General features: G+C 44.4%; 11 protein-coding genes. 3 read left to right on the top strand and 8 right to left on the bottom strand.

Features of this window, described 5'->3' with window-relative positions; translation table 11 throughout:
• Window positions 1–109: 109 nt before the first annotated feature.
• From KDK17_RS11445 to KDK17_RS11430, 4 genes are all read right to left on the bottom strand, one after another.
• Window positions 110–619: a rhodanese-like domain-containing protein gene (locus tag KDK17_RS11445; protein ID WP_257281966.1), complete on the bottom strand. Its 510-nt coding sequence runs from the start codon at window positions 617–619 to the stop codon at window positions 110–112.
• A 200-nt stretch (window positions 620–819) separates the two neighbouring features.
• Entirely contained in the window at window positions 820–1,566 is a 747-nt protein-coding gene (locus tag KDK17_RS11440) for an RNA polymerase sigma factor FliA (RefSeq protein ID WP_257281967.1), read from the bottom strand.
• Between the two features lie 2 nt (window positions 1,567–1,568).
• Entirely contained in the window at window positions 1,569–2,378 is an 810-nt protein-coding gene (locus KDK17_RS11435) for a P-loop NTPase (protein WP_257288134.1), read from the bottom strand.
• Window positions 2,379–3,100: 722 nt separating this feature from the next.
• Window positions 3,101–4,558, bottom strand: a complete 1,458-nt coding sequence (locus KDK17_RS11430) for a sigma-54 dependent transcriptional regulator (RefSeq protein ID WP_257281969.1) — start codon at window positions 4,556–4,558, stop codon at window positions 3,101–3,103.
• 415 nt (window positions 4,559–4,973) lie between these two features.
• On the opposite strand from KDK17_RS11430, the gene KDK17_RS11425 reads away from it, so the two are divergent.
• Window positions 4,974–5,282: an SWIM zinc finger domain-containing protein gene (locus KDK17_RS11425; protein WP_257288133.1), complete on the top strand. Its 309-nt coding sequence runs from the start codon at window positions 4,974–4,976 to the stop codon at window positions 5,280–5,282.
• Window positions 5,283–5,338: 56 nt separating this feature from the next.
• Here the strand turns inward: KDK17_RS11425 and KDK17_RS11420 are convergent, their stop codons facing one another.
• From KDK17_RS11420 to KDK17_RS11410, 3 genes are all read right to left on the bottom strand, one after another.
• Window positions 5,339–5,524 carry a hypothetical protein gene (locus tag KDK17_RS11420; RefSeq protein WP_257281971.1) on the bottom strand — a complete coding sequence of 62 codons (186 nt, stop codon included), beginning with the start codon at window positions 5,522–5,524 and terminating at the stop codon, window positions 5,339–5,341.
• A gap of 18 nt (window positions 5,525–5,542) precedes the next feature.
• Window positions 5,543–6,745, bottom strand: a complete 1,203-nt coding sequence (locus KDK17_RS11415) for an OprO/OprP family phosphate-selective porin (RefSeq protein ID WP_257288132.1) — start codon at window positions 6,743–6,745, stop codon at window positions 5,543–5,545.
• 286 nt (window positions 6,746–7,031) lie between these two features.
• The gene (locus KDK17_RS11410) at window positions 7,032–8,153 is read right to left on the bottom strand and encodes a hypothetical protein (RefSeq protein WP_257288131.1); all 1,122 of its coding nucleotides are present in this window, start codon (window positions 8,151–8,153) and stop codon (window positions 7,032–7,034) included.
• 317 nt (window positions 8,154–8,470) lie between these two features.
• Between KDK17_RS11410 and KDK17_RS11405 the strand changes: the two genes are divergently transcribed.
• A complete protein-coding gene (locus tag KDK17_RS11405; RefSeq protein ID WP_257288130.1) occupies window positions 8,471–9,613 on the top strand; it encodes a hypothetical protein in 1,143 nt (380 codons plus the stop codon).
• A 101-nt stretch (window positions 9,614–9,714) separates the two neighbouring features.
• Here KDK17_RS11405 and KDK17_RS11400 read toward each other — a convergent pair whose 3' ends face one another.
• Window positions 9,715–10,491 (bottom strand): hypothetical protein, encoded by a 777-nt coding sequence (locus KDK17_RS11400; protein WP_257288129.1) that lies wholly within the window; start codon window positions 10,489–10,491, stop codon window positions 9,715–9,717.
• Window positions 10,492–11,136: 645 nt separating this feature from the next.
• On the opposite strand from KDK17_RS11400, the gene KDK17_RS11395 reads away from it, so the two are divergent.
• Window positions 11,137–12,180: a hypothetical protein gene (locus KDK17_RS11395; protein ID WP_257274861.1), complete on the top strand. Its 1,044-nt coding sequence runs from the start codon at window positions 11,137–11,139 to the stop codon at window positions 12,178–12,180.
• Window positions 12,181–12,286: the final 106 nt, after the last annotated feature.

Raw genomic sequence — 12,286 nt, 5'->3', positions numbered from 1 at the left:
GTGGGTACTCGCCAGCAGGTATAACTGCAAGCTTATTAACTCAAGCTGAATGATTCCCGGCTCTGCGAGCGCCTGAAGTGATTGAGCCCGAAAGCTAGCTGAAAATGACTTACTTCATCATTGCCGGGAATGTCTGTAAATTGCTCATATCTTCAATCTTTTTCTTTTCTGGCTTCCAGCCGATTATTTCTTCTGTTCCCAAGTCTGATTGAAGCGTCACCGGGTAATCAAGTGCCAACCAGGAAAAGTAGCCATCCCTGAAAAAAAACACTCTCTTGTAACCCCAGAGTGCAGCAAGGTAACTCGCGATCGCTCCCCTCATGTGGTAAGTGCTGTTGCCATAGATGACGATGGGCGTTTTCTTATCCAGAGCACCAGGCATAAACAGCTGTCTGAAGCCAGCCCTGAGATCCAGACTTTGAGACCGCTCAATATGCCCCCATTCCCACTGTTGATATGGCCTCACATCTATAAACAGGGCTCCCAGCTCATGAAGGCGCTTGGCCTGATGGGTATTAATGGTAACCACGTTTTTAATATTGACTGGCGCTTCTTGTGCGGACAAGAAACAAGAGGAAAGGGCCAGAAAGCACGCCGCAAGATAAGAATTCCATTTCATTTTAATACAGGTCCGTTATAAGACTGCTTAATAAAAACTACTTGATAAAAACCACTCAAAAAAAAAGTATGTGGAGCAAGGGCCTGCGTACATTCCAGCCACAGGGTTTGGAGAAACAATGACCTTGGATAGAAACAAAAATACTTATTTCAGAGCTTGGGGCCCCCATACTCAAGGGCCCCTCTGGGTACACTGGAGGTTTAACCTAACCAGTGATGGAGCTTGGCTCTCAATCTGACAGCTGCCTGGGAGTGAATCTGACTGACTCTGGACTCGCTGACGCCCAGAACCTTGCCAATTTCCTTGAGATTCATCTCCTCATCGTAATAGAGCATCAGGACCAGCTTTTCCCGCTCGGGCAACTTCTCTATAGCTTCTACAAGGGCATACTTGAACTTCTCTTCCTGAATATCGGCCGATGGGCCGCGGTCTCCAGAACGGGCCTGCATTCTGGACTCTTCGCTGTCGAACAGTTCTTCAAAACTGAACAGTCGACAACCACGAAGGTCACTGAGAATGGTGTAGAATTCATCCAGATTGACCTCCAGCTCCCGGGCCACTTCGAAGTCTCTGGCGTCTCTTCCCAGGCGGGCTTCAACCTTCTGAATAGCCTCAGTCACTTTGCGACTGTTTCTGTAAACGGATCTTGGTCCCCAGTCACCTTTTCGGATTTCATCCAACATGGCACCACGAATACGGATGCCGGCAAATGTTTCGAAACTGGCACCTTTACTGGCATCGTACTTTGAGGCAGCTTCCAGCAAACCGATCATACCTGATTGAACAAGGTCATCGATCTGAACGCTGGCTGGCATTCTGGCGGCCAGGTGGTTTGCAATTCTTTTTACCAGAGCCTTATGAGTTTCAACCATTTCGGTTTGAATCAGTTTCTGACTCTTTTCCTGATTGGCTTTCGTAGCCTGCACTTCCTGTGCTGTAGCATCCATGCTTATACCCTCTCTTTTATTCTTGTTGGTAAGAAGAATTCGATACGACCCCTTGGCGGTGTAACCGGTATCGCCATTATCTGATGAGCAATACGGGAAATAGCTTTCGAAGCCCGGCAATCCGGATTGACTTGCAGCAGAGCCTGCTGACGGGTGAGCGATTCTGCGACAGCCTTGTCGAATGGAATCGCCCCCAGATAACGGAGAATAATTTCTACTTCATCACTCAAGTAGGATTGCAGTCTTTCAAACTGGTTCGAACCGTACCGACGGTTACTGACGGCATTTACAATCACTCCAAAACGACGAACACCGTATATTCTATAAAGCATACGGATCATCCTCACAGCATCCAGCAGTGACACAACCTCCTGATTGATGACGATAAGAATTTCTCCCGCTGCCTGAATAAGAGCTACATTGTCCGGAGCCAGTCCGGGTGCGGTATCAATGACGAGGGTATCCAGAGTGGGGGCCAGTGACTCCAGGCTTTCTATCATTCGGACAGCATGACCGGTTTCTACGGTCTCCCGCCAGATAGGCTCCCCTTTTGGCGACAACACCTTCAGACCCTGAGGGCCATCCTGAATAAAACTTGAAAAAGAGTCGTTGGCATCGAAGTGAGTCATATCCAGCTTCTTCTCAAGCCCAAGACTTATTCCGACATCAGGAACAGCAAGGTTTCCATCCATTAGAACAACACGTCTACCGTTGTTTGTAAGAGCCAGTGCGAGATTGACTGCAACTAATGTTTTACCTACTCCACCTTTACACCCCGCAACTGCAATAATTTGTTTTGTTGATGAGTTCATGGCTTTCAGCTTCTTTTAAGTGATTACTGCACAAGATCTGGAATCAAAAACGTTTTTTATTTTTTACTGCCTGTACCTTATTAATAACAAGAGCCGTGCCAATTTTTTAAAATGCCTGTTTTTCAGGCATAGCCATATCACTGACGCGGCATTATTTTGACCAGACCTCAACCAAACTCCATAACAAACTGTTTTTATTGATATTTTTTTTAACCAGCCGAATCCCCGACACGTTACTTTTTTGACAGAGTCAAGATCACTCTCAACAAAATAAATCAATCGTCGTTTTATTGAAAAATAAAAAGAAAGTTATTTGACACTGTCATTTTATAGTGACGTATTGCTGTCGCATAAAAATTTATAGAAAAGTAAAAAGTGCTATTTAACTGACTTAATAAAGATTAAAAATGGAAAATTCAAAAAACGACAAAAGAAAGTTAGTTTTAATAAACTGAAAAAAACTTACCCGAACGAAAGAAAGTGCCAAATAAATCAAAGTCACTGATCATTTAACGAACCATAAAAACGACCTTCTTTTAAGTAAAAAAAGAAAGACAGCTATCAAATAAAATTTTCAGGATTTCAAAAAACAAAAACGTTCTCGACTACTTTTTTCAGAAGAAGACGAAACCGTAACAGAGTCGATATGATGACAGGGAAAGTGCAGACAAAAAAAATGGCTATCAGCTCACGCTGACAGCCATTTTTTTGAAACGAGCTGATTAACGCATGGTTTCTTCATAACGATGAAGACCATACTTTCTCATTTTCTCAACCAGAGTTGTTCGGCGAATCTGAAGTTTGTCAGCCGCTCTGGCCACAACGCTGTTGCAGTCACTCAAAGCTTGCTGAATCAGACTTTTTTCCAGCCGGGTCAAAAATTCCTTTAGATTCAGCCCGCCCACAGGAAGGATCGCTAAATCATCGACTTTTCCAGGCCCTGCAGGTTGAATACTGTCCGGGAACAACTCGGCAACACCGTCATCATCAGAAATAGCTTCCATATGACGAAAATTCTGCGGCAAATCCTGAACACCTACGACACCGTATGGGTACATGATCGCCAGTCTTTCCAACAAATTGGACATTTCCCTGACGTTACCTGGCCAGTCATGACGGCACAGCGATAAAATGGCAGCAGAACTAAGACGAATGGAGCCACGACTCTGTTTTTCCATTGCGCTAACCAACTCATTGAGGATCAGAGGAATATCTTCCGGACGATCCCTTAGCGCCGGCATTTCAATGGGAAATACGTTCAACCGGTAGTACAGGTCTTCCCTGAACTCACCAGACTCAATCATTTCAGAAAGGTTTTTATGGGTAGCCGCTATGATTCTGACATCCACGGAAATCTGCTCGGAACCACCTACTCTTTCAATAGTGCGTTCCTGTAGAACCCTGAGCAACTTAACCTGCATGTGCAGCGGCATGTCACCAATTTCGTCAAGAAACAGTGTGCCCCCCTGTGCCAGTTCAAACCGTCCTTTTCTTGAGCTTACCGCACCGGTAAAAGAACCTTTCTCATGGCCAAACAGTTCACTTTCCAGCAATTCATTAGGAATGGCACCACAGTTTACCGGCACAAAAGGCATATCCCGACGATGGGAGTGGTCGTGCAGATTTCTGGCCACCAGTTCTTTGCCAGTTCCTGACTCACCGGTCACCATAACATTGACGTCACGGTTGGCCACCTGCGCCATGGAAGCACGAACTTTACGGACTTTGTCACTTTTACCCACCAGCCCACGGAACAGTTCTACCTGCTGGTTCATGCCGGTCTGATGAAGTTGACGCCATTGCTCGCGATACACCTGACCGTAATGCAGGCAAGAGAGTAACTGCGAACGATTGCAGGGCCAGTCAATGCGGGCAATAATCTGTCTGCGTAGAGAAGATTGAAGGTTTTCAGGAATCGGGTCGGCTATGCGAATGACGGGAACCCCGCCACTCCAGTTCTGTATGCGGGCGATCATCCCCTGCATTGAACTTTCTGCCTGGAGAAAGTCTCCAAGAAAAAGCGCACAGAAACCATTTTTGTCGGATTCCCTGATAGCATCTTCCCAGTAGGCGGAACTGACCGCTCTGGTACGATACCCCATAAACTCAATAATGGTACCTAGATCATGTCGGCGCTGCTGAGAGTCTTCTATGATCAATACCTGATCTGCTGCATCCATTGTAACGACTTTCCTTGTCATCAACGCAATGAAAATAAACAGCCTTGAAATAATATGAATCGCAATAAGCAAACTCTTATTAATTCATTTAAGGTCTAAAATTCTATTTCGTCAAATTTCTTCGTCACTTTAATTCATTTTTCGTTTTTTTTACAAAATATGACGTGAAATAGCCCTATTCATGGATCGTTTGCTGGAATAAACAGAGCATTCTATCCATCAAAAGCTGATCTCTCTGATTTTACCGCACTTTCTATGGCACCTTCTGTGACAAATTGTTGGTTTTCAGGCACTGAAGCCGAAAAGATTAACGGGAATTCCTTTTATCTATCCATAACCGAAACACTACCCCCGCCTGCTCCGAAACCCTACCGACTGCTATGCTCACACTTTTACCTTTTCCCGTCAGGACTTTATGCACTCACTGAATCCCGACCTCATTGACCTGTTCAGAGCCAAAACTGCCCAGCGAGGAGTTGATTACTTTCGTCGAAATAAGGTTATTTCACTGGAATTAGATGATGAGACAGGCATTCTAAGTGGGCAAGTCAAAGGTTCAGAAGGCAGGGTCTATCTGGTCGATATTGAGCTGAACCCTTATCCGGATGATCCTGCTGAAGATGCTGTATCAGGTACCTGCACCTGCCCCATACAGTTCAACTGCAAACATGTCTGTGCCCTAACGCTCAGGGCAGAAAAGCATTTTGGGCGCGGATCGAATTAATGCATTGCCGGGTGAAGAAAACCGGGACAATACTGAGTCAGAGGTCGACGAAATGTTCACTGATCTGGCTCAATCGTGCATTCCCGAAAAAGGCGCTCAGGCACTACCCTGCCGGATGCCCCACCACTGGATAACAAAGGTGTGGAAGAAGCTTGACTGTCGGCAGTTGTTATAGCTTCCGGAACAGCGCCATTTACGGCACCATCAAAAAGGCCCTGCAAAACAGGGCCAAGTTCATACACAAAGGAACTGACTGGGGATCAGAACACGTATTGCAGGCGGCTTACGATAGCGCTTCCCTTATCATTTTCAATGTTTTCATTGGTTTTGCCTTGAACATAGTTCAGGCTGGCACGGATATTCTTGGTCGCAAAGTAGTTCACGCCCAAAGTAGTGGTTTTCAGCTCAAGATCATCACTCACACTATCCTGGTCGATAGTAGCCTGAGTGTAACGTGCGAACACTTCCCACTGACCACCGGTTGGCTTACCAAAAGCACCTTCTTTATAAGTGCGCTTGCCACCATCCAGCATGTAAGAAATCTGTCCATAGTAGCCGGAAACTTTAGCGTCGCTGTTAGCGTTTTTAGACTTCATGTCTCTCACTGCATATTCACCCTGAAGCTGGAGTGATTGGAACTGCCCCGCCAACTCCAGAACATACTCAGAATCTTTATCAACGTTTGCGACCGTTACAGTCCTGTCTGCACCTTTTTTAGCGCCTAAGGAGGACTCTAACTCAACATCAGAACCACCATCCGGATTCTTGTTGTAATAGTTCAGACCCAGATGAAGCAGCATGTCATCATTCATGATGGGGGCATAGGTAGCACGCAAGACATAACTGGCAGTCCGTTCTACTTCTGGCTTATCTTCTTCCGCCTGTCCATCATGATGAATACCAAACACGGCGGTATAGTTATCACCACCGGTTGCTACCTGAATACCGTAGTCATTACCTTCATCGCCTTGCAGGAAGTCATACATCATGGGACGCTCAATGGCCATAATCCAGGAAGAGCTGACAGTATTTTCCAGTCCATAGTCACGACCCCAGCGACCCAAAGTCACTTCGACAGGTTTGAAGCCAACATAACTGATTTTGGCATCATCCAGTTCAATTGAATCGTCGCTTTTGGTTTTCAACTTGAGCTTGTATTTCCAATCACTGTACGCCTTACCACTGAAACCAATCTCGGCACGGCGAATATAGCCTTTACGGGCTTCAGCATCATTACCACTGTCTGCAACATAAAGATCATCGAGGCTTGCATAGTCCCACTGTAACTTGCCGCTCACCTTGAAAGAAAAAGCGCCGTCTTCTGTTTTCAGCGCAAGACCACCATTCTTGGTGCTGACGATTATATCTTCACCTTCTGTCTTGACGACACCAGCATGGGCAGAAGAGAGGGTCAGGCCCGCAACAACAGCGGCTACCGCCACAGAAACAGGTTTACGTTTCATTAAAAACTCCATTTATACTGTGTTTTAGTATTTATTCATTCGTTCTAAGGAACGGTGTGTCGGCATTTTTTATCATTTACAACCCGAGAGTCCTTGCCGCCTCGCCAGACTTCAAAGCATGGCTGCAAGACCCTCATGGCTGTTTTTTTATTAACTGCGGGTGAGTATATTGGGCTGAAAATATTTCTTGGAGGTGACAAAAAAAAGAAGGTTTTATGACGCTATAATTCATTCCAATAAAACGCTGGCACCACTATTTAAGAGTCTGAAACGACTCTTAAATATTTCAGAGTGCACTTGCAGCCACAAGATACATTGAGACCAAAAGGGCAAATCCCGGCAGGTTATTAATGGAGTTTGCTTTACTGATAAGGCCTTGCCTGACGCTAGCTACACTGCCTATATTGACAGTCAGGGTCGATTTCCATTGCCTCGGACTGGCATTATCGGGTAGTGCCTCGAACAGATAAACGTCGCCATTCCGGTATTCGGGTTTGAGAATCACCAGACTCTCGCCTGCATGCTGACATAACCAGCTATCAACAATGGTTCCTTTATCATTCAGCAGACTGACCTTGCTGTTGGGCGCTTCACAAAGTACGACCAGCGGGTGATTGTCTGTTTCAGAAATATGTTTGGTTTGAGTCTGGTTGTGGCCGATCGACCACACTAACTCAATGGGTCGTGGCAGTGAATAATCATACCCGCCTGAAGTCCTTACAATGACTGTTTCGCTAAACACTTCGGCATCAGCGTCAATGTAATCATAGGTCTCAGAAACAGTAGCAGGAACAGGAACAGGAGTCGCTTCAGGAACATCAGTCGTTCCATGACAAGGGCCGGTTGCAGGACAAATATTTGACTTGGGATCAAATGGTCCACGGCAGTTGGGATCGGGGTCACCAGGTAGTTTACAGAAGTGAACCCTGATGCGCATATTATGTTTAAGGCAATTTCCACCTTCACTGCGCTCGATTGAAGTCTCCGAGCCATCGGATGTGGATATCAAATAGTAATCTTTACCCCCTTCCGGGATAATTTTATTAAGACGTTTAGGAAAAGTCAGTGACATATGATCAACAATCCCTGGATTATCGCATCGATAAAGACCTGCATTAGGCTCATACTTTTTATCTATCCGACAGTTATCGTAGCTCGTTTTGTTGTGGGATATCCATAAATTTTCGAAGGTTGCATAGTATTGTCGATCTTTAAATCGTTTCCTTACAACAAGTTTAAGACTTGGGCAAATAATCTTTATCTCTGAATTTGGAGTCATGTATAGGGTTGTATTCACCTCGTGCGAAAATAAATCCGGTTCCCAAAAAATGCTTTCGTAATGAACACGCCCATAGCACACTGGCGACAGTTGCAATAACAATGCGAATCCGAATAAAACAGACTTCATGTTCTTTTCTCCAGTACAGCTCAGGAACAAAAATAGCAGAAATTTCTGCCTATCCATGTCTTTTTTCTTTTCGCTAAAAGTTCACGATTTAACCGAACCTTTGGTGCACTAAAGGAGCGGCTATTGGAGGTTTTAGATTATTTAGCGAGAATTGCTCACTTACGGCAATCCAAATGCCGCTACTACAGAACAATCATGCCTCAATAAACGTCGATTATCGCTCAAACCTCTGTTTGGCAATATTCATGCAATTACCGGGGCGCGCCAGCCAATGTAATGCTATACAGTTGTGTGTTTAAAAAAGTCAGGTGACTGTTATGCTCCATTTGTCTTTCCGCGTTTCCTGGAGAAAGTCCGTTGTAGTCAACTTACTGGGACTCGCCATACTACTCCAGCTGGTTGAGGCTCATGCAAATATTCACAACCCTTCAATATTTTGGATGACTGAAGCATTTTCAAAAAATGTGAATAAAAGCTTATCCCTAAAGTATGAATCAATAGTCTATTTTGTTTGTTATAATAGTGTCATTTATCTAAAGCCGAGTGAGATTCATAAAAATCCCAGCGAGCTATATGACAACCTGTGGCAAGTCGATAGAGCTGACTACGACCAATGTAAAGTGGATATCAGCAAGTCTACAAGTTTACTTTTAAAAAAATGCAAAGATCCGTTTCAAATATCCACACACAGGGCAATCTTTAGAGATTATGCTGCCGGTAATCTTCCAGTCTATAAAAAAGGTCATTCCTACTATTTTATATCCACAGCGAATGGTGCCAAGTCTTCACTCGATGACCTTGATGGCGGTCATTGCCGATCTCATAACATGCGACTTGCGGTGTATGTTTGTAAAGTCAATGATCCCGAATGCAGTGATAAAAAGCCTGAAACAACGACCTATCCTGAAACAACAACTTATCCTGAAACAACAACTTATCCTGAAAAAAGGATTTATACCGGGAAAGGGAATCACAGTGAAACAGTGAATTACACCGAGACAACGACTTACCCTGTTACAACAACTTATCCAGCAACTGTTCCAACAGTTCATAGTCGTTCAATTAAACAACCTTTTCAACTCGTCTGGAATGTTCGCCATAACGAGAATCAGAACCTGCAAATTAACAAGGACTCAGAATTTCCGATCGTTGCGCTTTGCAAAACTAACAGTGTCATTAACCGGCTGGGCGACGAAGGTGAAACTCTCAATAGCTGGCTATGTCAGAGTGGGGATCAGCACTTGGTCATTCTAAGACCAAAATATAATAATGGTGATGTTTATATCTTTGAAGCATTTCCCGAGGAAGGAAGCTCGCTGGTATGGAAATCGTCCCTGACCGTGAATATAGCAAGTGCGAATAACCTTGAGTATCTTGCAAGTGAGGCAACCCCATCTCCCCGCTCGCCAGCACTTGCTTTTCTGATTTCATTGTATCTCTTTACTACAAGCGTGTGGTGAAGGCTATTTGAGTCTGTTCAGGTCACGGCCCCTTGCACTTCTCATCCATCAGCCGCAAGTTCGTCTGCAAATGATCGGGCAGGGGACGATTCTTAAGCCTGTCAGTGTATGCTTGCAGCAATAAAATACATTGAGGCCAAAAGAGCAAATCCAGGCAGGTGATAGAGGGAGTCTGCGTTACTGATAAAGCGTTGCCTGACGCTACCCACATTGTCTACATTGACAGTCAGGACCGATTTCCATGGCCTCACGCTGCCATACCCGGGTAATGCCTCAAACAGATAAACGTCACCACTGCGATATTCGGGTTTGAGAATCACCAGACGCTCGCCTGCATGCTGGCATAACCAGCTATCAACAATGGTTCCCCTGTCGTTCAGCAAACTGACCTTACTGTTGGTCTCTTCACAAAGCGCCACCAACGAATGATTCGCTGCTTCAGAAATATGTTCGGTTTGAGACTGGTTGTAGCCAATCACCCACACTAACTCAACAGGTCGTGGCAATGGATGATTATACCCGGCTGAAGTCGTTTCAGTCGCCCTTGCATTAACCGTTTCAGCCATTGTTGTGGTAAACGTTTCGGTATCAGAGTCAGTGTCATTATAGATTTCGGAAATATTGGTAGGAGCAGGAGTCGTTACAGGAGCAAGAGTCGTCACGGGAGCATGAGTCGTTAAATGATAAGGTTCAGCAACAGGATCGGTTGCAGGACAAATATTTGATTTGGGATCAAGTATTCTACGGCAGTTGGGATCAAGGCTATCAGACATTTTTGCTTCACAGACATGAATCCTGACACGCATATTACGTGTATGGCAACGCCCACCTTCACTACGGTGGATTGAAGACTCAGTGCCATCAGATGTGGATATCAAATAGTAATCTTTTCCCCCTTCAAATAAAGTCGGAGTGCTAGGAGGTGCGCTAGAACGACTACGAAAGATCAGTGGAATTTTATTCAATTTTGTAGGATCAGGGCATAGGTAAAGGACTGCTTTAGGATCATACTTTTTATCTATCCGACAATTATCATAGCTCGTTTTATTGAAGGCCAACCATACATTTTCGTACGTTGTAGAGACTTGTCGATCTTTGCCCCGATGCTTTACAACAATGTCAATGCTCGGACAGATAACATTTATCTTTGCATTTAGCCTTACATACAGGGTTGTATTCACCTCATGCGAAAACAAATCCGGATCCCAAAAAATGCTTTCGTATTCATCAATCGCATAACACACTGGCAAAAGATGGAATAACAGTGCGAGTCCAAATAAAACAGGCTTCATATTTTTTCTCCATTACAGCTCAGAAACAAAAGTAGCAGAAATTCCTGCCTACCCATGTCTTTTGTCTTTTCACTAAAAGTTCACGACTTAACCGAATCTTTAGTGCTCTGAAAGTCTGCTATTTTACCGTGGCACACAAGCCAATGTGATGCTATAGAGTCGGGTGTTTAAAAAAATGCTCAGGTGGCTCTTATGTTCCATATATCTTTCTATGTGTCGTGGAGAAAATGTATGAAAGTCAACTTAGTCGGTCTCGTCTTGCTACTCCATCTGGCTAAAGCTCAAGCAGGCCACAACCCTTCAATCATGTGGACTATTGATGCATTTTCAAAAAATGTGAATGAAAGCTTATCCGTACTGCCTCGATCAGTGACATATTTTGTTTGTGGTAATGTTGCCATTTATCTAAAGCCCAGCGAGCACTTTAAAAATCCTGACGAAATGTATGATAACCTTTGGCAAGTCGATAAAGCCGACTATGAACAATGTAAAGTAAATATCACCAAGTCTTCAAGTTTGCTTTTGAGAAAATGCGATACACCTGCTCTTATTCGTTTCCACAGGGTACTATTTACTGAATACGGTGCTGTCGATTCGAGAGTCTATTTGCCAGGTCATTCCTACTATTTTATATCCACAGCAAATGGTACTAAATCTTCACTCGATAACCGTGAAGGCGGTCATTGCCGATCCCATAACATGCGACTTATGGTGTATGTCGAACCCATTAAAGAATCTGAAACAACGACTTATCCTGAAACAACGGCTTATTCTGAAACAACGGCTTATTCTGAGACAGGGAATGACACTGAGACAACGACTTACCCTGTGATAACAACTTATCCAACAACTGCCCCAACAGATTTTAGTGATTCAATTAAACAACCCTTTCAACTCGTCTGGAATGTTCGCCATAACGAGAATCAGAATCTGCAAATTAACAAGGAATCAGCGTTTCCCATTGTTGCACTTTGCGAGACTAACAGTGTTATTAACCAGTTGGGCGATGAAGGTGAAATCATCAATAGCTGGCTATGTCAGAGTGGGGATCAGCATTTGGTTATTCTGCGACCAAGATATAATAATGGTGATGTTTATATCTTTGAAGCATTTCCCGAGGAAGGAAGCTCTCTGGTATGGAAGTCGTCCCTGACCGTGAATATAGCAAGTGCGAACAACCTCGAGTATCTTGCCAGTGAGGCAAGCCCTCCCCCCAATTCGCCAGCATTCGCTTTTCTGATTTCATTGTACCTCTTTACTGCAGCCGCATGGTGAACGCTACACGCTTTTAGTAAAATCGATACTTGATGATCGATCCTTAAGAAGGGCTAGCAGCCTGTCGGACTTAAGCGTCCGTAGCGAGGATTGCAAGAAATTGAGG

The organism is Endozoicomonas sp. SESOKO2, assembly GCF_024606245.1.
Classification (GTDB): Bacteria; Pseudomonadota; Gammaproteobacteria; order Pseudomonadales; family Endozoicomonadaceae; genus Endozoicomonas_A.
The sequence above is the reverse complement of the archived record's forward strand: the minus strand, read 5'-3'. Positions and strand labels throughout refer to the sequence as shown.